Origin of the sequence: Vibrio sp. 2092, from assembly GCF_033339635.1 — a bacterium.
In the GTDB taxonomy this organism is placed as follows: domain Bacteria; phylum Pseudomonadota; class Gammaproteobacteria; order Enterobacterales; family Vibrionaceae; genus Vibrio; species Vibrio alginolyticus.
The window spans coordinates 134,689-156,383 of record NZ_JAWOUY010000002.1 but is presented as its reverse complement, the minus strand read 5'-3'; the positions used below and the strand labels follow the sequence as shown (position 1 = coordinate 156,383).

Sequence of the window (21,695 nt, the reverse complement as noted above, 5' to 3'; positions counted from 1 at the left end):
ATTTTCAACACTGGCTTAGATGTCATCCATATTTAACGTGCAAGTAACATTTATAAACAAGAATGATTGCTCTAGTTCAAATGATGGAAAAATAAGATGAAATTTTCGCAGTGGAGCCTTTTATTAAGTAGCTTGATAGCGTTACCCTGCATTGCAGATACCGACGTTTACCTAACGAATAACTCTGATCAACCGTTAACTATTCAAGTAAAACATGAAGGCAGTGATTTGCTTCAATACGGAGAAGAGTGGCAACAACATGTGCAGGTACTTGGTCCGTGGGAAACTAAATCTGTATTAAGCTTCAACCGCTGGGAGGGCGTGAAATCAAATCAAACTTACCGTTTTGAAACTGTGGTTTCTAGCCCCGAAGGTGAAAGCATAACACTCAATCAAATAATGGAAGGCCATTGGTACAATTCGACCATTGAATACGGCTTATCCGCAGCCGATGTCGAGTTATCTCTCAAAGATGATCGTAACATTCATCGTGCCAACACTAACGCTTTTGGTACGAGAGAAACCGAACTGGCATTTAAGTCAGACAGTACCGCTCGATATGATGATCTTTACTACACCATCACGCCAAGCAAGGTAGCGGAGTCTGTCGACAACGAAGAACAAAACCTTAAGTTGATGACTTATAACATCTGGGCGTTGACGGCTATTGCATCGCACATTGGAGATCGTTACGAACTGATTCCTCAACATGTAAAAGGTTACGATGTTTTGGCGCTGCAAGAGGTGTTTGCCAGCGGCCGTGATGCATTCTTACGTGAGTTAGCCAAGGAATATCCTTACCAAACAAAGATGTTAGATAAAGAAGGCGTTAATATTCATGATGGTGGCGTAATCATAGTTAGTCGCTACCCTATCGTGAATGAAGCGCAATATGTCTTTCCCGATTGCTCTGGTACAGACTGCTTTGCCGATAAAGGCGTAAATTATGCGGAAATAATTAAAGGTGGTCAGGCTTACCATGTGTTTGCTACCCATACCGCATCTTTCGATACAGACACCGCCCGTGAGTATCGTCAGCGCCAGTTCAAACAAATCCGCACACTCGCCCAATCTCTTAACATTCCTTCAAGCGAAACTGTGGTATACAGCGGCGACTTTAACGTAAACAAAAGAAAGTTCCCTGGTGACTACCAACAAATGATCGCTAACTTAAGTGCCATAGAGCCTCACTACTCTGGTTACACGGAGTCAACCTTTGATCCCCGTATCAATAACTTCGCAGGTGAAGCGTTATCAGGTGGCGAAAACGTGGAATACCTTGACTATGTTATGGTGAGTAGTGAATACGGGGTGAAATCATTCAATGACAACCGTGTAGACGTGCCGCGCACAACCGTAGAGAGTTTATGGAAACACTACAACCTTTCTGACCATTTCCCAGTAAGCGCAACAATCAAGCCATGAAGAAAATCGCTTTGATAATCATGTCCGCCATTATGGCGGGCATGATATTTTTAACTTTCAGTCACGATGTTCAAAAAGAAGAGCTCGCTTCCTCTCCTTCCCCTAAGACAAAAAATCAGAATGTCTCCAGTACATCACCACAAACAAGCAGCATCGTGCCCGATACGGATACTTCACCACAAACAGCTAACCTCCCTTCCACAGTTCAAATAACGACTGAGCGATTAACTCAACTCAAAGGCAGGAAACTTGTCGCCCAACTTGAGACGTTTTGGCATGAGTGTATGTTGAACCGTAGTTGTGAAGAGCAGATCGCCTTGTTTGAGGCGCATTTATCTTCAGCTCGATTCCAGCTTTTGGCGAACTACCCTCAGCTCAGCAGCCAATGGCAAGAGAGTGTAGGAAATTTGTTATTTGATGAGCAACAATCACTGGCGTCGCGTATTGCACAGCTGAAGAACGAAGCAAGAAGCATCTGGGGAGAATTGGCTGATGTTGTTTTCGCGGATGAGTTCGCGCTGTACGATTTCAACTTAGAAGCCCAAAAGCTGGACACTCAAAGCCCAGATAACTTTTTGCGAACTTTCGAACAACTCACCATTGACTGGCAAGAACATGCAGATGCTATCGGGCTAACAAGCGACCAGGAAAAATATGAGCGTGCGGTCACCCTGATTCCTAATAGTATGAGCCTACCAGATCGCTTGGCGATCATCGCAGAGCTAGAACGAACTTACTTAACGAAAGAAGAAAGTAAAAACATTCATGCTCGTCAGCAGCAAATTACAGAGCAAAAAAAACAAATCAAAGATTACCAACAAGCATTACAACAACTTGAGTCCAAGCTAAGAACGCAAAGAGCCTCTAGCCATTCACATTTGTCAGAACCGGAATGGCAAAGCTATTACCAACAAGAAGTCGCGGATTTTCGTCGTGAATTTTTTTCTTCTTAACAATGCGCTTTGACTGACTGGGAACTTAAAAAGGCACGTTGCTAACCAGCCGTCGTGCCTTATGTTCAACTCTCTACTTTTAATTCAGAACAAATTTAAACCAAATACATCTTTCACATCAAATAGCACTTTTTCGGTTTTCTCGCGAGAACGCTCACTACCTTGTTTTAAAATATCAATCAGCTGCGCTTTATCATTCAAATACATAGCGCGCTTTTCTCGAATAGGGCGAAGCATCTCTTGTAAGCATTCTTCTAACACTTTCTTGGTCAAACCATCACCTAACCCACCTCGTCGATAATGGTCTTTTAGCTGTTCGACATAATTTTTATCAGGATGAAAAGCATCGAGGTAGATGAATACAATATTCCCTTCGACTTGGCCAGGGTCCTCAATTTTCAGATGATTGGGATCGGTATACATTGATTTCACTGCCGCGGAAATCTCCTTTTCGGAGGCCCCTAAGTTGATTGCGTTCCCCATGCTTTTAGACATCTTATTTTTACCGTCAGTACTCGGCAAACGAGGTGCATCGCTAAGTAATGGACGGCATTCTCTAAGAACCTCTTTTCCACCCAGATGGTTTATTTTTCTCACGATTTCATTAGTTTGCTCTAACATCGGCAGTTGGTCATCACCCACTGGTACTAGCGTCGCATGAAACCCCGTAATATCAGCAGCTTGAGAAATTGGATACGTTAAAAAGCCTGCGGGAATAGAGCGTTCAAAGCCTTTACTTTGAATCTCATTTTTAACCGTGGGGTTTCGCTCTAATCGTGCGATAGAAACAAGATTACTGTAATACATTGTCAACTCGGCTAACGCTGGAATTTGAGACTGCAACGTGATCGTAGTTTGAGTGGGGTTGATACCAACAGCCAAATAATCTGCAACGACATTGAGAATATTAGAGGATACCTTTGATGGGTTATGCGCGTTATCCGTCAGCCCTTGCATGTCCGCAACCAAGATCGTTTGCTCGTGCTCCGTTTGCAATTTGACTCGTTGTTGCAATGAACCAATATAGTGCCCTAGGTGTAATGGACCTGTTGCTCGATCTCCGGTAAGTATAATTTCACGCTGAGATGTATTTTTATGGCTATTCATATTTGTCTCCAAGTATTTAATAGATCGCTACTGGAGATAAAAAGATCAAACACTCTTAGCTACCATCCAGCAGCTTAAGAATGTAAGTATTCCGCGCCGCTCTATTTAGAGCGCCACCAAGAGAAGGTTGTTAATGAAGGGCGAACGTGTATTTTCATGTTTTTTAAACTAACAGCACATACCGCAGAACTCAATCTGTTTTGTACTGAATTAGTGTGAGTGTTCCAACAGCCAATTAATAGGATTACATTGGTAAAGACATCGCAATGACCAAAACCGCACCAAATACCGAACCAGAGACAAACGCACACAGTACAGTTTTGTTGTGTTTCCTTTTCATTGATGAACTCCTATCCATAACTACGATGACCAGCCCTCACATCTAATACGCATGTGGATGCATCACGACAATGAGTTAACCAACATATCGCACGTAGGACCAGTACCGCTTTGTTAAATTGGGACCTCGTCCATAACTTGGAGTGTAAATGACTCCGGAACCTACAACAGAAGAAAATTTCATCACGTTACTGTCCTACCCTCCGGGTTTGTGGCTTAATAGGCAGCAGGAACACTTTTTTCTTTTGCTGCGGATACTTACATGGAAGCTGTTTTACATCAGTTACAATTCTCTTTGTCGATAACCGGACCTATCTGTTTGATGTTGGTACTTGGCGTTCTTTTTAAGCGCTTTGGTCTAATCAACGATAATTTTATCGAAGTAGGCTCTAAACTGGTGTTTCAAGTTACCTTGCCTGCAATGTTATTTGTCAGCATTGTGGCTTCAGAACACGACTTTTCCGCGGCAAGTGGATTCGTCAATTTCGGCGTCATCGCTAGTATTTCGTTTTTCATTTTCACCTATCTTTCCGTCAAACTTCTATTCAAAGCATCGCCTGATCAAGGCGTTCTCATCCAAGGTGGGTTCCGAGCAAATACAGGTATTATTGGTATCGCTTACGTTGCCAATGCGTATGGTTCTCAAGGTGTGGCGCTAGCAGCGCTCTATGTCGCGGTCACCACATTTATTTATAACGTCCAAGCGGTAATTTGCTTATCGCCCAAGGGGGCAACGTCTGCCTCGCAAGCAGCAAAGATGATGGGCCGAACACTGACTAGGAATCCGCTCATAATCTCCATTGTTCTAGGAATGGCTTTTTATTTACTCGCTATTCCAGTACCGAATGTGGTTATTGATGCAGGAGACTACTTGTCCAAAATGACATTGCCTTTGGCGCTGTTGTGTACGGGTGGCTCACTTGACTTTAGCTTGATGAGAAAAGAGAAAGGTCCATCTTGGTTTGCGAGCAGTTACAAGCTCATCGTAGCGCCAGTCATCATCACCATGGGAGCTTACTTAGTAGGATTTCGAGGAATTGAGCTAGGTATTCTTTTCTTTATGAACGCCTCTCCAGTCGCTGCTGCCAGCTATGTCATGGCGCGTTCCATGGGAGGCAATGCCACGTTAGCTGCAAATATCATCGCACTCACTACGGTGCTTTCTACCGTGACCTGTACGTTGGGCATCCTATTTCTTAAGTTCTACAACTTAATATAATTGGCCAGCGATAAAATAAAGACGCTAGACGGCATTGATGTCAGTTACTGGTCGTGATTCGCAAAAGTGAGCTTTCTTACCAGACGAAAAAATTCACTCGCTTCAGATTCCGACAAACAAGAAAAAAACTCTTTCTGTAAATTCGTCATGATTTGATGAACTTGCTTTAAAGCATTTGCCCCCTCTTTTGTCATGCTTAGCATTTTAAGGCGCTGATTCGATTTACTTTTAGAAACTTGAACAAACCCTCTCTTTTCCAGATTGTCCACCATCCGCTTTGCTACACTTCGCTCAGTTCGAACCGCATCAGCTAACGCTTGCTGGCTCATAGGCTGAAATTCTTCTAAAGCGGCCAGTGCACTTGCCATTTCTAGTGTCATCAAATTTTGCCGAGAGAGCTCAGCTTGGGCACGATTGCGGTACATGCGCTGCATCACACCACAAACAAACATAGGGCTTTGATCCAAAACGGAAATTGGGGAAATTTTCTGATCTTTCATCGTCGTTTTTCTTCTTTAGGCTTTCATTCGGCCGAAAAGGCTGTGCTGATACGGCACACAACACGCCGTCTTTCAGGCTCGCGTCATAGACGGTAACCCCAAGTGAAAACATAAAATAAAGAGCGCCGAAGCGCCCTTTAATCGTGTTTATTATCACTAGTATAACTCAGTTAAAACAACCAAGTCCTACTCGCTTTGCTGAGTGGGTTTAGTGCTGGTCTCAGACAACTCTGCCTCCGACTCTTTTCTCGCACGTCGATCAAACAATCGCTCAACCACTACAAAGAAGATTGGGACGAAGAATATACCCAATATCGTGGCACTGATCATGCCACCAAGTACGCCGGTACCCACTGCGTTTTGACCTGCTGATCCCACACCTGAACTGATAGCAAGTGGTACCACACCCAAACCAAAAGCAAGCGATGTCATGATAATTGGGCGCAGACGAACGCGAACAGCATGTAAGGTTGCTTCGATAAGCCCAGCGCCTTTCTCATAGTAGTCCTTTGCAAACTCAACAATCAGAATGGCGTTTTTGGTTGCCAAGCCGACCGTCGTTAATAAGCTCACCTGGAAGAACACATCGTTATCCATACTGCGCGTCATTACCGCAAGCACAGCACCAAGCACACCAAGAGGAACAACTAACACCACGGCGAAAGGTACTGACCAACTTTCATACAAAGCGGCAAGAACTAAGAATACGACGAGGATAGATAGCGCATATAGCATTGGCGCTTGGTTTCCGGAAAGGCGCTCTTCATACGAAATACCATTCCAGTTCACCGTGAAACCTTCTGGTAGCTTTTCTACCATTGCTTCAATTTCTTCCATGGCTTCACCAGTACTTACACCAGGGGCTGCGCCGCCTTGAATGTTCATTGCTGGCAAACCATCAAAGCGCTGCAAAAGAGGAGAACCATAGGTCCACTCGCCACTCGCAAAAGCAGAGAAAGGCACCATCTCTCCTTTAGCGTTGCGTACGTACCATGAATCGAAGTCTTTTGGCTGCATGCGGTATTCCGCATCACTTTGCACCATCACTTTCTTCACACGACCGCGGTCAATATAATCGTTAATGTAAGCCCCGCCCCATGCAGCTGACAGGATTTGGTTTACGTCATTGATACTGACATCCAAAGCACGAAGTTTGACGTGGTCAATGTTCACTTTGTACATTGGCGCATCTGCCTGACCGTTTGGACGAACACCAACAAGTTTCGGGTTTTGTGCTGCCATGCCCAGAAGTTGCCCTTGAGCCGCAACTAATGCATCGTGCCCTTTATTCAACGAGTCTTGGAGATAGAAATCGAAACCTGTCGAGTTACCTAGCTCTTGAATCGCTGGAGGGGCGAACGCAAACACCAAAGCTTCTTTAATGGTAGAGAAGTACCCCATCGCTCGACCAGTAATGGAAGCGGCATCGGCGCCTGGCGCTTCACGCTCAGACCAATCTTTCAGGCCGATAAATGCCATCCCCATGTTTTGGCCTTGACCTGCGAAACTAAATCCAGCAACGGAGAAGACGGATTTTACATTGTCTTTTTCGTCTACTAGATAAAAGTCACGCATTTTCTCAAGCGTTTTTTCCGTCTGTTCTTGTGTTGAGTTAGGCGGCAAAATAGCCATTGAGAATACTGTGCCTTGGTCTTCATCTGGCAAAAATGATGTTGGAAGGTTCATAAACAACCAGCCAGCACCTGCACTCATTGCCAAAAATACAACCAACATGCGACCTGTGCGTTTTAGAAGTTTGGCTACGCCGGTTTCATAGCCTGCTGTCATCGCATCAAACTTGCGGTTAAACCAGCCAAAGAAGCCTTTCTTCTCTAGAAGCTCAGCATCGCCTTTTTTCAGCAACGTAGCACACAATGCTGGAGTCAGAATTATCGCAACCAAAACGGAAAGCGTCATAGCCGCCACAATAGTTATCGAGAACTGACGGTAAATAACCCCGGTAGAACCAGACATAAACGCCATAGGGACGAATACCGCTGAAAGCGTCAACCCCACACCAATCAGGGCACCAGTGATCTGCCCCATCGATTTTTTGGTCGCTTCTTTGGGCTCTAAACCATCTTCATGCATCACACGCTCGACGTTTTCCACCACAACGATGGCATCATCCACCAGTAAACCGATAGCCAGAACCATCGCGAACATGGTTAACGTGTTTACGCTAAATCCAGTCGCGTACAAAATAGCGAAGGTTCCGAGCAATACGACAGGCACTGCGATCGTTGGAATGATCGTCGCACGGAAGTTCTGCAAGAACAGGTACATGATTAAGAACACAAGAAGAATGGCTTCTAATAGCGTTTTAACCACTTCTTGAATCGAGGCTTTGACGAATGGCGTTGTTTCAAATGGGTAAGCAATCTGCAACCCTTCTGGGAACGTTGCACTCAGTTGTTCTAAGCGCTCTTTTACCGCATTGGCTGTCTCAAGCGCGTTTGCGCCAGTCCCTAATGAAATACCTAACCCCGATGCTGGGAAGCCATTATATTGACCTCGAATATCATAACTTTCTGCACCACGTTCAACGCGAGCTACATCTTTCAAATAAACATTCGAACCACTAGCGTCAGACTTAAGAATGATGTCTTGGAACTCTTCTACACTGCTCAAACGACTTGCAGAAGAAATCGTAGCATTCAACAACTGACCCTCCTGCGCAGGTGCCGCACCAAGTTGACCTGAAGAAACTTGCGCGTTCTGTTCACTGATTGCATTTGCTACGTCGATCGCGGTCAAGTTGAACTGCGTAAGCTTAAAAGGATCCAGCCAAACTCGCATCGCATACTGCGCACCAAACGCCTGCACTTGTCCTACGCCAGTTACACGACTTATCGGGTCTTGAATATTCGTTACAACAAAGTCGCCGATATCGTTTTCTGTAAAGTCTGGATCTTCAGAATAAACTGCGACAACCATGAGAAATGCCGTATTGGATTTATTTACGACAATACCTTGGTTTTGTACCTCCATCGGTAATGAAGTCAATGCCAATTGCAGTTTGTTCTGCACCTGTACTTGCGCGATATCAGGGTCAGCTTCGCTATCAAACGTCAGGGTAATTGTCGCATTACCAAATGCATCACTGCTCGATGATAGGTAGCGAAGGTAATCTAATCCTGTCATGTTTTGCTCGATAACCTGCGTTACCGAGTCTTCAACGGTTTTTGCAGATGCACCTGGATAGCGAGCACTGATGGTGATCGTCGTCGGTGAAATCGTTGGGTATTGCGAGACGGGTAAATTGAATAATGACATTACCCCCGCCAACATCGTTAGAATCGCGAGAACCCAAGCAAATACCGGACGATCGATAAAAAATCGTGCCATGATTACTCCTGTTCACCGTTTTGGATAGTTACCGAACTACCTGGCCCTACCTTTTGTAAACCGGCGGTAATGACTTTATCACCCGCGTTCAAACCATCAATAATGCGCCATTGGCTATTGATCGCTTCGGCAGTCTTCACTGGTTTCGCTTCCACTTTGTTCTCGCCATTAACCGTCATCACTGTCGCTTTACCTGTCGCATCACGAGATACCGTATTTTGTGGTATTAGAATCGCATCAGGGTCGACACCAGTAATGACCGTCGCACGAACAAACATTCCAGGTAGCAACAAACCGTCAGGGTTTGGGAATTCGGCACGAAGCGTCACGCTGCCCGTACTTTCGTTCACATTGACCTCAGTAAATTTCATTGTGCCTTTGTGTTCGTAAGTGCTGCCATCTTCAAGCATCAATGTAACTTGCGCAGAGTCATCTTCTTGCATATGGCCTTGGGAGAGTGATGCTTTCAAACGCAGCAGTTGCGCGGATGATTGCACAATATCAACATTGATAGGGTCAAGCTGCTGAATGGTCGCTAATTTGGCAGCTTGGTTAGCCGTAACCAACGCACCCGCTGTCACACTCGATTTACCGATCACCCCGCTAATCGGAGCTTTGACTTGCGTATAATCTAAGTTGATTTTTGCTGTGTTGATCTTGGCTTTTGCGACTAGGACCTGCGCTTTCGCTTCTTTGTATGCCGCTTCTGCTTCATCCAAGTCTTGTTGGCTGATGGATTTTTTGGTGATCAAGGTTCTGTAACGCTTCACCGTGGCATAGGTCGACTCTGCCGCAGCTTGCGCACGGATTAATTCCGCTTCAGCGCTCAGCAAATCCGCCTGAAATGACGAATCATCAATTTGATATAGCGACTGTCCTTGTTCAACAAATCCACCTTCAACAAAATTTCGTTCCGAAATAATGCCAGTAACTTGCGGACGAACTTCTGCTTCTTTGAATGCTCGGCTACGACCCGGCAGCTCTACTGTCAATGCTTGGCGCGTTGGCTGCACTGTTAACACTTCTACTTCGGTTGCGGGCGCAGGACCACCACCTTGGCTCGATCCTTCTTCGCTAGGTTGACATCCAACCACAAAAAGGCTCGACGCAATCAGCAGAGATAGCGTGGTTTTACGTCTCATGAATTTTTCTCTCTTATCTACCGACAAGCCTTCAAGATTCCTTATTAAAAGCTTCTAGAATGACTTAATAATGACTAACGGATGTATATCCAGAACAAATTAATTAGGATGATAAATACCCAGTGTTGTACATACAACAAAATTTACAGTTCTATACGCTTACGAAAAACGTTTATGGTAAAGGTGTTATGAAGTTCTCAAATTTGAAGATTTTGGGTTGGAAATCACATTTTCCTGTGTGCAATTGCAATGGTTAAAAAGCAGCAAAAGTGATGATAAAAGCATCATCACGCTGTACAGAGTTTGTTACCGCTGTCTAGGGTTATTTGCCCACTCTGGTATACGAACTAAAGTGAGAAAGGAATGTAAATATAGTCGAAATTTCACAAGTCAGGTTCGCCACTTATCTAAAAAATAACCCGCTAAGAAGCGGGTTATTTCGTCAGTGAGATTGCTGTTCTCAAGCTTATACTTTGAACTGACTGACCTGATGATCTAAACGTTGAGTTTGCTCTGACAACATGGCTAAAGAAGCTTGCGCTTGGTTTACGATTTCCACAATTGAAGTGCTACTGTCTGCAATGCCTTGTACGTTGCTATTTACTTCGTCACTTACTGTACTTTGCTGGCTCGCAGCCGTTGCAATGTGTGTATTCATCTCGTTCATACGTGAAATCGCGTTCAAGATTTCAGAAAGGGATTCACTCGCTCGGCCAGCGGACTTGATCGTTTCATCACTGCTATTTTGGCTACCGCGCATCACTTCTACAGCTTGTCCTGCACCAGATTGTAGCTTTTCAATCATGGTTTGGATTTCTCCCGTACTCTGTTGCGTACGACTGGCTAAAGAACGAACCTCGTCCGCTACCACAGCAAAGCCTCGCCCTTGCTCTCCAGCGCGAGCCGCTTCAATGGCTGCGTTAAGCGCTAATAAGTTTGTTTGCTCGGCAATACCACGAATTACATCCAGTACGGACGCAATGTTACTCACATCATGATCCAATGTGTTAATGACGTGGCTTGCGCTTTCGATTTCACTTGCGAGGCTGCGAATTGAGCTAACCGTTTGATCCAAAATAACATTGGTATTGGTAAGTTCATCATTCGCTGTTTGGCTCGCAACCGCGGCTTCGTTAGCGCTATCGCTTACATTTCTGCTGGTGACTTGCATTTCGTGCACTGCCGCCGCTACCGCCTCACTATCTTTTTGCTGAAAAACGGTCGAGTTCGCGATGGTCTTGGTCAACGAGCTAAGATTTGCCATTTCGTTACGTAGGGTATTTGAGCTTTCAATTACCTGAGCGACTGTCACTTGAATTTTGGACACAAACTGGTTAAATGCGTCTGCTAAATTGCCAATTTCGTCTTGTGTTTTTACATCGATTCGCTGACTTAGATCACCTTCACCGGACGCAATTTCTGTCATCGCATTTTTAATATCATTGATAGGCTTCACAACCGTTTGTAACAACAAAAAAGCCATCGCGATAGCGGCAAAAATAACAATCACAATGCCAGCCTCAAGAATGAGTTCTGCTCTTGTTGCAGCCGCTGATATTTCGTCCTTCAATTGGCTTTGCTTTTCTTCTATTGCATCTTTTACAACGTTAAGCTGCGCTCTAACCTCGATAAATTGGTCTTCAAAGGTATGTTTGTGCTCATTGTAGTAACCACGCCATTGAGATTGAGGTAAACGTAGCATCGCCTCATAACTTGCTAACCACTTTTCACCCAAAGAGACAAGCGTTCGAACTTCATTACCATGTGTAGAAGGCATCACACCGGCTTGTGATAGCTCAATCATTTGTTCCATACGTGGCAGTGCTTTGTAGGCGTTGTCTTTGTATTCACCGATGTGATGATCAATATCGTTTTGAGTATCAGAAAGTGCAACACCTTGGATTGCAGATGTTGCTTGGTAAAGATCGCGATAAGCATCCTCAATCGTTAATAAGTTCGGCACGATCTGTTCGTTGAGTGTCTCACTCAATTCAGATTGCTTCCAACTTGTCATAACGTTTAATACAGAGCTCACAATAAACAATCCAATAATCAATGACAGCGGGATCACTATCTTCTGCTTGATCGTTAAGTTCTGGAACATGAATAGACTCTCTTTATTTATGGTATACAAACTGCCGGAAATTATATCAAACAAATAGAGTATACCATTAGGTAAAAGAGGCTATTAAACATGAAATCTAATGACTTTTTGACAAGGGTTCTAATTTCAACAATTAGTTGATTTTATACAAAATTTAACAAAGAGATCTTTTCAAAAGATGCAAATTAAAATGCTCTTTCAAAACGAAAAATATGTAACAGAAAGTGAATTAAAAGGGACCACATTTTGAAGAATAGATCGAATCAATGATTTACTGAGAACACATACAAAATACAGTTTTTGGATTGAGCACGACCGCGTAATATGCAAAGGTCCGAACATTTCTTCTAAAGCTCAAAAAAACCATTGTTTATCTGACGTATTTAGGGTTACTCCGTGAGGATATTAGTCGTGATGTTGGCAGACAGGATGCTTACAAGTTTTCGAAGTTAACCAGTAGCACAGTGAACGATTCAGATTTTCTTGAGCGCCAAGGCAATAAAAAAGTTTGCTATTTTGCTTTCAAGAGACGCATTCAAGAAAATAATGCAACCTAGCCACAAAGTCTTGCTACATCTTCAGAAAAGAATGATGTTGCTAAACAAATCTGGTGCAGCATACACATTGAAGCTAAACTCGTTTAAGGAACTTTTTCATATCAATATGAGAAAACATAGATTTCTCAAAGTTACACAGACCATTCAACGATTAAACTAATGTTAGCGTACCGATACGTCCGAAAACTCCATGCATGAACCATTTAAAAGAGCCAAAATGTTCCAACCCAACTTCGCCTCAGTGGAGTGGCGAGTCGTTTCGCTCGCTCTCCTACTCTCTCTACCTCATACTGCTCATGCGGATCCACTAGATAAGGAAATTAGCAACCTTCTTCAACAACGTTTTTCTATCGCGGTGTTGCTGTCCGATACTGACGCAATTGCGTTTGGTATTGGCGACTTTGATCCGAATGCATTATTTGATACCGCCAACCCAGAGTTCGGGACTGACGAGTCAATCAATGAACGTCGAAGCAAATCCGTATATGTTCTCCCTTACACGACTAACTTTGACATTGAGGGCAGCGAGGATTTACATGAGCTGTCGTTTAAGGCGTTTACGATACAAACAGAGAATGATCTCAAACTATTCGGCACAAGTAAGGATCTTCTCAAGGAAAGGACATACGGCGCGTCGATTGGTTATGGGTATCTATACAAAGCAAGTGAAAACGTCACCCTTAGCACCAGAACGACGACTCACCTTATGCGTTATGAAAACTCATTCTCTACCGATAATAAACTTTCCTCCATCATTGGAAGAATCCTAGACGGCCGTGCCGTTAACGTTTCAGCATGGGCGGCAATAGTTCAACCATCCATTAAAGCCAAATACACGTCTCCCACAAGTTGGGGGAAATGGCATGCCAGTTCGACATTGAATTCATTCATTGGGCACAGCTGGGGAAGCGCAAATAACGGCAATATAGGCAACCCTAAAGGTTGGTACCTATCTAATGAAATCACCGGTTACTACAATATTTATCACGGTGAGCAAGCTTTATTTACCGGGATTAAAAGAGTCGACCTTTCGCATGATTTAAGCGATGAACTGGGAAGTCCGCATTACTACGAAGCTTCTATAGGATGGCTATTTTATGCACCAAAGCCCTTTGATTGGTTGGACAATTTCGGCATAGGCGTTAACTTCAACTACGGCTCGACTCTCAGAGGTGGCAGCATTCAACTTTACTACAACAAACAATAACGCTGTCAGTACAGGAACCAGTTGGTAGCATATATAACAAGAAGAACGAGAAGACACAAAAGGAATGGCAGAGTTAGCGTCTTCGCAAACTTTTTCATGAGACTTGGGTTATCAAACACCACACCTTCCGCTTCTCTTACCCTTCGCTCTTCGTCAAAATGCCATTTAATGGCTAAGTAGGCTCCTATCCCTAATACAATAAGCTTAAAAGCTCCAGCAAAGTAAGGAAAGAAATTAGCCCAACTGTCGTTCATTATCCATCTCCATCAAATTCAATATCAGCTTTGCGGTGGCAGAATCCAAGGTTCATGTAGAATGCCCCCCTCAAAGTCAGACTCTCTGGCTAGCGCCAGTCTACTGCTCGAGATAGCTGCCCACAACTCTCTTTACCATATAGGCATTTATTAATTATTTAATAAATAACAAGAAAGACACTAGCACACTTGCTGAAAAGTAAGTGTCAGTTTGGATTGAAACTCATCAGGAATCGAAAATGGTCCGCAGTCGACTTGTTGATCTAGTGAAAGCCGAATTACCTAGAGCCAAATCGTTCGCTAGTATAAAAATGTAGCCTATCGCACTTCTGGTCGAGTGCTAACAAACTTATGATGCACATGTCATTAGCAGTGCAATTTTAAGTTTATCAATTAGCTAAAGTTTCCCACCTTAACTGCCAGTAAGTTTGCTGTGTTTGAGATGATCTCGACATGACTAGTGTATAAATAGTATGGAGGTTCAAAGTGAAGGCAAGGCAATTTTCCTTACTAAAAATATTGTTTTTGTAATTTTATTTCAGGATTATCGAAACCATCATAAGGATAATTCGAACTAATCTTAATCCATGCTCCTTCAGTTACATTTGCTTTCTTTTACTCACTTCTCGCGACTATTAGTGGCATTTTGAGACAATTTCCTACACTCCTTTCTTTCCCTTAGTTGATATAAATCATGGTTAGAAGAAAACAGAATCACCTGTATTTCTCGATACATGAATCCAAACTGCCCGACTTTTCGTAACTAAATTACAGATAGACACGATTTTTAGTATGGCACGTTTTTGAGGAACCAAGATGTTAGATACCCTCATGCTGTCGCGGATCCAGTTCGCGGCCAATATCAGCTTTCACATTCTCTTCCCGACCATCACCATCGCGTTGGCATGGATGTTGGTGTTTTTCAAGTGGCGATATAACCGCACACAGGCCCCCGTATGGCTCGATGTTTATTACTTCTGGGTCAAGATATTCGCTCTCACTTTCGCCTTGGGTGTGGTATCCGGCATTACGATGAGTTTCCAGTTTGGTACCAACTGGCCAGGCTTTATGGAACGAGTCGGAAACGTAGCTGGACCATTGCTCGGATACGAAGTGATGACCGCCTTCTTTATGGAAGCCACCTTCCTGGGTGTAATGCTTTTTGGACGAGGACGAGTACCGGAATGGGTTCATACTCTCGCCACCGTTCTGGTTGCTGTTGGGACAAGTATGTCCGCATTTTGGATTCTGGTGCTTAACAGCTGGATGCACACACCAAGTGGCTATGAAGTGATTGACGGCATTGTTCATGTGACCAGTTGGAAAGAAGTCATTTTCAATCCTTCTTTACCGTACCGTCTTCTACACACGCTATTAGCATCGGCGCTGACTGCCAGCTTCTTGATTGCAGGTATCTCGGCTTATCAAATAATGAAAAAGTCAGATCACCGCTCAGCCAAACTTGGTCTAAAAGTCGCGCTGTTCGCGGCGGCTGGGTTCATCCCGGTACAAATCTTTGTCGGTGACCTTCACGGGTTAAACACGCTTGAACATCAACCTGCAAAAATTGCAGCGATGGAAGGTGTGTGGGAGACCGAGCAAGGCGCGCCTCTTCTACTATTTGCGATGCCAAATGAAGAAACTCGCAGCAATGATTTTGAAGTGGGCATCCCTAAGTTGGCGAGTTTGATTCTTACGCACGACTTAGACGGGGAAATCCAGGGACTTAACGAGTTTGCGCCTGACCACCCACCAGTGAAGCCCCTGTTCTTTGGTTTCCGCGTGATGGTTGGTGTAGGTGTCCTTATGCTGCTGGTTAGCTGGTATGGCGCGGTGACGCTAGCACGCAAAAAAGCGTTACCTAAACCTTACCTGTACACGGTATTAGCCATGACGTTCTCCGGTTGGATAGCCACATTGGCGGGTTGGTATGTTACTGAGATTGGCCGACAGCCTTGGTTGGTCAGCGGTGTATTGCGTACATCAGAAGCCGTCACCACGGTTGCGAGCAGTAGCGTGATGACTTCGCTCATTATGTACTTAGCCATTTATGCTGCATTGCTGGTTGCGTACATCCATACCCTATTCTATTTGGCGCGCAAAGACATTGCAGCCCATGAAGTCCCACTGACACAACAAGAGGCCTAATCATGCTCGACTATCTACCAGAAATTTATCTTCTGCTGCTTGGCTTCTCGGTCTTTATGTATGCTGTGCTCGACGGCTACGACCTTGGCGTCGGTATCCTTTTACCAAGTGATAATGAAGCGCAACGTGACCGAATGATAGCCTCTATCGGCCCTTTCTGGGACGCGAACGAAACGTGGTTGGTGTTAGCCGTTGGTATTTTGTTGATTGCCTTTCCTACCGCTCACAGTTTGATTTTAACGGAGCTCTATATGCCGACCGCCATAATGCTTATCGCACTGATAATGCGTGGCGTGGCATTCGATTTCCGAGCCAAAGCGAACTCGGATCATAAACCTCATTGGGATTGGTGCTTCAGAATTGGCTCGCTAATCACCGCACTAACTCAGGGTTACATGGTGGGTCGTTACATCATGGGATTTGAACAATCAACCGAAGCATTTGGCTTTGCTTGGTTAAGCGCACTTTGTGTAGCAGCGGCGTACGTTTACATCGGTGGCGCATGGTTAGTACTAAAAACGGAAGGTGATTTGCAAATACGCTCGGCCCGTTGGTCTCGCCGTGCTGGTTGGTTAGCGGCCTTAGGAATCTTGGTGGTTAGCGTTGTAAACCCAATTGTAAATCAACAAGTTGCCTTGCGTTGGTTCAGCTTCCCAGAAATCTTGTTGCTTGCCCCAGTTCCGTTAATTGTATTGGCAACCATCTTCCTAGTTGATCGCTATTTGCGTCAGGTTCCAATGGTGAATGATCTGGGTGTGCGTTGGCCTTTCTTTGGTGTCACCGTCATTTTCGCGTTGAGCTTTCTCGGTCTTGCGTATAGCTTCTTCCCAGAAGTTGTGCCGGGGTTGATGACCGCACAACAAGCGGCCTCCTCACCTGCGACATTAATAATCGTGGGCTACGGTGTGATGATTGTTATGCCGGTGATATTGCTTTACACCTTTGTGGTATACCGGATCTTCAAAGGCAAAGCGACAGAACTTAGCTACAAGTAGGAAAGGGAATTCCTCAACAAAGCGCCGCTGCTCATGCGGCGTTTTTTTTGCAGTACTCAACGACTAAAGTATCTACCCAAGGCGACTGAGTGGGAACGCTGAGAGAATGTAGCGGCAGCCAGTAGTTTGTTCCTAACTAGAACGAGATAACCGTTTCTCAACTATAGCGATACAGGCACAAAAACAGAAAGAACATTTGATGTTACAAAAGGTAGACCGCCACTTTAAAACGCTTTGAGTATTTTTTTTGCGCTCAATGAGGTGCAAGTATACTTATGCTTTTTTATGACTTGTGAACACTCAATTGCATGTTATGTTGCTGTTGAAATAGTACATGAAATAAGGACAAGAACATGAAGATACGATGCGAAACGACGCAAAGCATTGAAAAATTTAACCCAGATGACCTCAATCCAAACACAGATCTCTTTGTTATGATTGCTGTTGTATTCGTGTTCATGGCTGTTTTGCTTAGTATCTAGTAGCAATACGTTCATTCTTGTGGCCGTATTCATACCTCATGTGATATGGGTGCTAAATTCTAGATTAAAGCGGATGTGCTAACCCGCACCAATCAGATTATGGCTGCCTCTGTATAGCATCTTCAATTTTGGCGTTGTATAGAGGTGAGATGTGAATAGTTGGCTTGTAGATAGAATGGCGCTTGCACCTTGAGCACTCTTGTGTACTTTCAATGACGCATTACTTTAGTGTAGATACGAAAAAAGGCCTGATAAATCAGACCTTTTAGAATGTGGCGGTGAGTGAGAGATTCGAACTCTCGATACGTTGCCGTATACACACTTTCCAGGCGTGCTCCTTCAGCCACTCGGACAACTCACCGAATCAAATTTTGGCTAGCATCATTGGCTAACGAGGCGCTAATTTAATGATTATGTGCCTGATGGTCAAGGCTAAACATAAAAAAAAGCGCCCTTTTCGAATCGATTGCTCACTGAGTAACTAAATTGAGCAAAACTGGGGCATTTACATGCTTTGAGAATAACCGGGAACACGGAACCAACGGCGGCACATGTCCAAGAAGTACCCATACAACACACCCATGCCACAAGAAATAACAGCGTTACTTGCCACTGCGGTCACAATTTGATCTGTAGACGCGCCAACTGCGAATAAAATACCCGCATAAACTGGAGATTGAAATAGTACATAAGCGACCAGATCAGAGATGTTCTTCATAAAGGAAGACGGCGACACCTTACTACCTTGATGCAGCACCCAATCACGAAAAACCCCATACGGCCAAGCAATGGCGATATTCACTGGAATCGATAGCGTACGCGATGCTAGAGATTGCTCAAATGTCATCCCTGAAATCAAAATCTCGACAATCATCCCTGTGATAAAGCAAAAAACAACCATAGCAAAGGTATCCGCTGCGGCGTGACGAATACAAAATGGTCCACGAGACTTCATTTACAAAACCCTTAAAATCAAACACTGCAATTAATAAAAATAATAAAACTATTAACCACTAAAAAGACACCAAGCCAGTTAATGATGCAATTAGAGCACACAAAAACTAGCTTATGGTTCTGTATTTAAAATTAAGTTGTAAATTTATAACCAACTTTTAAAGTAAAAGTAGTTTTTTTCACCAATGGCGAGTAAAAACGCCTAAAATTACGTAAAAATGGTACAAAAACACGGATTTCACTTACATAAAAAGGGGTTACGATAATTATTTTGGCGTAAAGTTAGAACAAAACTCGGACTGTAAACAGTCACTCCTATAGCTTATGCTAACAAGCTGCGAAAATTCAGAGTATTACCGATATAATCACAGTAGAAGGTCTTGCTGCTTTACTCGTAAAAGTAAAACTGCAAGCCTGTTCATTGCAGGTTAGAAGAGTTTGTCACGAAGCTGGATGACGTATGAATAGTAAGAACAATTCACAGTTGCGCCATATTGATTCAGTTATGGTGAGGCCAGCAAAATCGTTAATGTATCGATATCATCTTGGTCTGGGGATTGCTGACGCTTTAAGTTACTTCTTATCCGTTCAGCGACTGAAGAAACGTCGTCACTGAGTTCAAGGGGAGCCTCCGCAATGATCGCTGAAATAGCCTCAAGTGCTTCATTAAGATGTCCATTATCTAGAGCGACATAGAAGTTGAGTAACCACTTTTCAGCATTAAAGCTATCTGCTGCATTTCCATCAAAGTCCGATTGGTACTGATATAACTGTGTCGCATGAAGATACAGTGCATCATTTAATTCAGACTCCACTATTGGTTTCGCTATTATGTGATCTGCTCCTACATTAATCATACGCTCTTGTGTTTCTTTGAACACATCCGCTGTACAGCCAAAAATCAGTACCGACTTAGCAGGTGAACTCATTGCTCGAATGGCTGATATGGCCCCAACGCCATCTAGAACAGGCATATGATTATCCATCAGTATCAAATCAAATGGTTTGATCGCAACCTCATCGACTGCAAGCTGACCATTTTCGACACTTGTGCACTCAAAGCCCTTGGCTCGGAGGAAAGTTTCCATAATGATCGCATTTGTTCGGTTGTCTTCAACAATGAGTGCTTTCAACCCTTTACAGTTCAATTTATGTGTATTGATTGACTCTACTTTACCTGGCTTGCAAGGTGTAAGGGCAATTTCGACAGTAAAAGTCGTTCCAGCGTCCTCCTGACTCTCTACAACCACTTGCCCACCCATATGTTCCGCGATTTCTTTGACTATTGCTAAACCAAGCCCTGTACCACCAAACCGTCTAGTCGTTGATGACTCCGCTTGCTCAAAAGGACGAAAAATGCGTTTTTGTGCCTCTTTTGAAATACCAATTCCTGTATCTTTTACCTTTAGTATCAGCTTGGTGCCTGCCTTACTCGATTTCTCGGCTAGCTCTACCTCTACGATGCCACGATCGGTGAACTTAACAGCGTTATTGAGTAGATTGAACAGTACTTGACGCAAACGGGCTTTGTCATTGTTGTACCAACGACCCGTTGGTAAATGCGAGACGACTCTAAAGCGAAGACCTTTTTCTGCACATAGAGTTTGATAAACACTCTTGATACTGCCGATAATCGACTCAATTGGGAAAGGCTTATTTTCAAACTCAACATGCCCTTGTTCAATTTTTGAGTAATCTAAAATCTCATTGAGTAATGTCATCATGTGATCACCTGAATCATAAAGTGTTCTCAGGTGCTTACGCTGCTCATCGGTAAGTGGTGTTTTTAACAGTATCTGGGCAGTTCCTAGTACACCGTTCATTGGTGTGCGAATCTCGTGGGACAATGTGGCTAAGAATGCCGTTTTAGCGTTTGTCGAAGCCTGAGCTTTTATTCTCTCCTGCTCTAAATAGATCGTCTTTTCATTGAACTTCTCGATAAGCTGTCCGATTTCGTCATCGCTATCGTAGTCAATATCTATGATCCCACCAGTTTTCGAGTCATCAATCTTAGCGGCAATGCGAACAATTGGTTCAACAATATAGCGATTCAGTAAGTAGTAACCGACCAAGACACACAAGAGCAAAAATGGAATGATCCTCCCCTCAACGCTCATCACTTGTTCAAACACTTGATCGGCGACTTTAGCTTTTGCGTTGACAACTTCCATGCGCCAATCGAACTCTCCGAAATCAAGCTCGCTGACATAAATTTCGTCCGTCAGTTGAAAGTTGTGTTCAATAATCACGTTTGAGTCAGCATCGCGAACCACTACCCCCAAAGAATGCTGGTTCGTGTGCTCTCGAATAAACTGAAAAAGTGCATCAAGTGATAGGTCTACCGTTACAACTCCAGCGAATCGACCGTTTTGGTAGTACGGAGAAGACGCGGTAATCATCTGGACCTGAGTAAAGGTATCGATGTAAACCGTAGACCAACTAACAGAACCTACCGGAGCATCGGCGGCAGCGACATACCAGGCTTCATTATCATAACCGCCAGATTCGGGGTTATTGTAGGAGTGAATTTGGTCAATACCACTATCACTGTTTTTATTGAAGAATAGACTTTTATATCTCCATTGTTCTGCTTTGAGCTCGGGTTTAGGCCATACGCCACCACTAACAAGCATCTTGTCACTCAATTGAAGAATATGTGGAATTATTGTGTTGAGAGATTGAATATTTTCAGTCCCTTGGGCTAGCCCTACTAAGCTGCTCAATACACCTGTAGAACTGAGGAGGGGCTCTTTTATCTCAAGAGCCAGGAGTTGGGTACGTAACTCTAGGTTTTGCTCTAGCTTTTGTCTAACCGGTGGCTCAACAACCAAATAGGCGACAGAACCGATAGTGGCGATAAAGAAGCACAGGTAAAGTGTTAGGGCGAGAATGCTTTTTTTTCTAAGTGATGAGCGAATTTCCATAGATGTGTGAATCATTCCCTAATATCGATTTATCACT

15 protein-coding genes and 1 tRNA gene are annotated in these 21,695 nt (G+C 43.9%); 7 read left to right on the top strand and 9 right to left on the bottom strand.

Features of this window, described 5'->3' with window-relative positions; all coding sequences use genetic code 11:
* The first annotated feature begins 96 nt into the window (after positions 1 to 96).
* Both R7P80_RS04440 and R7P80_RS04435 read left to right on the top strand, forming a co-directional pair.
* The gene (locus R7P80_RS04440; RefSeq protein WP_225491469.1) at positions 97 to 1,425 is read left to right on the top strand and encodes a sphingomyelin phosphodiesterase; all 1,329 of its coding nucleotides are present in this window, start codon (positions 97 to 99) and stop codon (positions 1,423 to 1,425) included.
* A complete protein-coding gene (locus R7P80_RS04435; protein WP_225491470.1) occupies positions 1,422 to 2,378 on the top strand; it encodes an ATP-dependent dsDNA exonuclease in 957 nt (318 codons plus the stop codon). The genes R7P80_RS04440 and R7P80_RS04435 overlap by 4 nt, the downstream gene beginning before the upstream one ends.
* 84 nt (positions 2,379 to 2,462) lie before the next feature.
* On the opposite strand, the gene trpS is transcribed toward R7P80_RS04435, so the two are convergent.
* Positions 2,463 to 3,485 (bottom strand): tryptophan--tRNA ligase, encoded by a 1,023-nt coding sequence (gene trpS / locus R7P80_RS04430; protein WP_213973500.1) that lies wholly within the window; start codon positions 3,483 to 3,485, stop codon positions 2,463 to 2,465.
* A 601-nt stretch (positions 3,486 to 4,086) separates the two neighbouring features.
* Between trpS and R7P80_RS04425 the strand changes: the two genes are divergently transcribed.
* Positions 4,087 to 5,043, top strand: coding sequence for an AEC family transporter (locus tag R7P80_RS04425; RefSeq protein WP_005388415.1), 957 nt, complete (start codon positions 4,087 to 4,089; stop codon positions 5,041 to 5,043).
* A gap of 44 nt (positions 5,044 to 5,087) precedes the next feature.
* Here R7P80_RS04425 and R7P80_RS04420 read toward each other — a convergent pair whose 3' ends face one another.
* From R7P80_RS04420 to R7P80_RS04405, 4 genes are all read right to left on the bottom strand, one after another.
* Positions 5,088 to 5,543, bottom strand: a complete 456-nt coding sequence (locus tag R7P80_RS04420; protein WP_017635039.1) for a MarR family winged helix-turn-helix transcriptional regulator — start codon at positions 5,541 to 5,543, stop codon at positions 5,088 to 5,090.
* A gap of 186 nt (positions 5,544 to 5,729) precedes the next feature.
* Entirely contained in the window at positions 5,730 to 8,891 is a 3,162-nt protein-coding gene (locus tag R7P80_RS04415) for an efflux RND transporter permease subunit (protein ID WP_005378264.1), read from the bottom strand.
* A gap of 2 nt (positions 8,892 to 8,893) precedes the next feature.
* Positions 8,894 to 10,033, bottom strand: a complete 1,140-nt coding sequence (locus R7P80_RS04410) for an efflux RND transporter periplasmic adaptor subunit (protein ID WP_053349487.1) — start codon at positions 10,031 to 10,033, stop codon at positions 8,894 to 8,896.
* A gap of 466 nt (positions 10,034 to 10,499) precedes the next feature.
* On the bottom strand, positions 10,500 to 12,137 hold the full coding sequence (locus R7P80_RS04405; protein ID WP_225491471.1) for a methyl-accepting chemotaxis protein: 1,638 nt from the start codon (positions 12,135 to 12,137) through the stop codon (positions 10,500 to 10,502).
* 774 nt (positions 12,138 to 12,911) lie between these two features.
* On the opposite strand from R7P80_RS04405, the gene R7P80_RS04400 reads away from it, so the two are divergent.
* Positions 12,912 to 13,901 (top strand): Solitary outer membrane autotransporter beta-barrel domain, encoded by a 990-nt coding sequence (locus R7P80_RS04400; protein ID WP_005388404.1) that lies wholly within the window; start codon positions 12,912 to 12,914, stop codon positions 13,899 to 13,901.
* 5 nt (positions 13,902 to 13,906) lie between these two features.
* Here R7P80_RS04400 and R7P80_RS04395 read toward each other — a convergent pair whose 3' ends face one another.
* The gene (locus tag R7P80_RS04395; protein WP_005378271.1) at positions 13,907 to 14,155 is read right to left on the bottom strand and encodes a hypothetical protein; all 249 of its coding nucleotides are present in this window, start codon (positions 14,153 to 14,155) and stop codon (positions 13,907 to 13,909) included.
* Positions 14,156 to 14,971: 816 nt separating this feature from the next.
* Between R7P80_RS04395 and R7P80_RS04390 the strand changes: the two genes are divergently transcribed.
* The 3 genes from R7P80_RS04390 to R7P80_RS04380 all read left to right on the top strand — a co-directional run bounded on the left by R7P80_RS04390 (position 14,972) and on the right by R7P80_RS04380 (position 17,780).
* Positions 14,972 to 16,303 carry a cytochrome ubiquinol oxidase subunit I gene (locus R7P80_RS04390; RefSeq protein WP_206969718.1) on the top strand — a complete coding sequence of 444 codons (1,332 nt, stop codon included), beginning with the start codon at positions 14,972 to 14,974 and terminating at the stop codon, positions 16,301 to 16,303.
* A 2-nt stretch (positions 16,304 to 16,305) separates the two neighbouring features.
* The gene (locus R7P80_RS04385; protein ID WP_005388401.1) at positions 16,306 to 17,298 is read left to right on the top strand and encodes a cytochrome d ubiquinol oxidase subunit II; all 993 of its coding nucleotides are present in this window, start codon (positions 16,306 to 16,308) and stop codon (positions 17,296 to 17,298) included.
* Positions 17,299 to 17,651: 353 nt separating this feature from the next.
* Positions 17,652 to 17,780, top strand: a complete 129-nt coding sequence (locus R7P80_RS04380; RefSeq protein WP_257789285.1) for a hypothetical protein — start codon at positions 17,652 to 17,654, stop codon at positions 17,778 to 17,780.
* A 273-nt stretch (positions 17,781 to 18,053) separates the two neighbouring features.
* Here the strand turns inward: R7P80_RS04380 and R7P80_RS04375 are convergent.
* From R7P80_RS04375 to R7P80_RS04365, 3 genes are all read right to left on the bottom strand, one after another.
* Positions 18,054 to 18,141: transfer RNA gene (locus R7P80_RS04375), tRNA-Ser, on the bottom strand.
* Positions 18,142 to 18,285: 144 nt separating this feature from the next.
* Positions 18,286 to 18,735: an L-alanine exporter AlaE gene (locus tag R7P80_RS04370; RefSeq protein ID WP_005378276.1), complete on the bottom strand. Its 450-nt coding sequence runs from the start codon at positions 18,733 to 18,735 to the stop codon at positions 18,286 to 18,288.
* Positions 18,736 to 19,237: 502 nt separating this feature from the next.
* Positions 19,238 to 21,658, bottom strand: coding sequence for a hybrid sensor histidine kinase/response regulator (locus tag R7P80_RS04365; RefSeq protein WP_137282486.1), 2,421 nt, complete (start codon positions 21,656 to 21,658; stop codon positions 19,238 to 19,240).
* Positions 21,659 to 21,695 lie beyond the last annotated feature (37 nt).

What these genes read in the sequence shown, in the direction of transcription:
- R7P80_RS04440 (WP_225491469.1), top strand. Translation starts at nt 97, where the DNA reads ATGAAATTTTCGCAGTGGAGCCTTTTATTAAGTAGCTTGATAGCGTTA.
- R7P80_RS04435 (WP_225491470.1), top strand. Translation starts at nt 1,422, where the DNA reads ATGAAGAAAATCGCTTTGATAATCATGTCCGCCATTATGGCGGGCATG.
- trpS (WP_213973500.1), bottom strand. Translation starts at nt 3,485, where the DNA reads ATGAATAGCCATAAAAATACATCTCAGCGTGAAATTATACTTACCGGA.
- R7P80_RS04425 (WP_005388415.1), top strand. Translation starts at nt 4,087, where the DNA reads ATGGAAGCTGTTTTACATCAGTTACAATTCTCTTTGTCGATAACCGGA.
- R7P80_RS04420 (WP_017635039.1), bottom strand. Translation starts at nt 5,543, where the DNA reads ATGAAAGATCAGAAAATTTCCCCAATTTCCGTTTTGGATCAAAGCCCT.
- R7P80_RS04415 (WP_005378264.1), bottom strand. Translation starts at nt 8,891, where the DNA reads ATGGCACGATTTTTTATCGATCGTCCGGTATTTGCTTGGGTTCTCGCG.
- R7P80_RS04410 (WP_053349487.1), bottom strand. Translation starts at nt 10,033, where the DNA reads ATGAGACGTAAAACCACGCTATCTCTGCTGATTGCGTCGAGCCTTTTT.
- R7P80_RS04405 (WP_225491471.1), bottom strand. Translation starts at nt 12,137, where the DNA reads ATGTTCCAGAACTTAACGATCAAGCAGAAGATAGTGATCCCGCTGTCA.
- R7P80_RS04400 (WP_005388404.1), top strand. Translation starts at nt 12,912, where the DNA reads ATGTTCCAACCCAACTTCGCCTCAGTGGAGTGGCGAGTCGTTTCGCTC.
- R7P80_RS04395 (WP_005378271.1), bottom strand. Translation starts at nt 14,155, where the DNA reads ATGAACGACAGTTGGGCTAATTTCTTTCCTTACTTTGCTGGAGCTTTT.
- R7P80_RS04390 (WP_206969718.1), top strand. Translation starts at nt 14,972, where the DNA reads ATGTTAGATACCCTCATGCTGTCGCGGATCCAGTTCGCGGCCAATATC.
- R7P80_RS04385 (WP_005388401.1), top strand. Translation starts at nt 16,306, where the DNA reads ATGCTCGACTATCTACCAGAAATTTATCTTCTGCTGCTTGGCTTCTCG.
- R7P80_RS04380 (WP_257789285.1), top strand. Translation starts at nt 17,652, where the DNA reads ATGAAGATACGATGCGAAACGACGCAAAGCATTGAAAAATTTAACCCA.
- R7P80_RS04370 (WP_005378276.1), bottom strand. Translation starts at nt 18,735, where the DNA reads ATGAAGTCTCGTGGACCATTTTGTATTCGTCACGCCGCAGCGGATACC.
- R7P80_RS04365 (WP_137282486.1), bottom strand. Translation starts at nt 21,658, where the DNA reads ATGGAAATTCGCTCATCACTTAGAAAAAAAAGCATTCTCGCCCTAACA.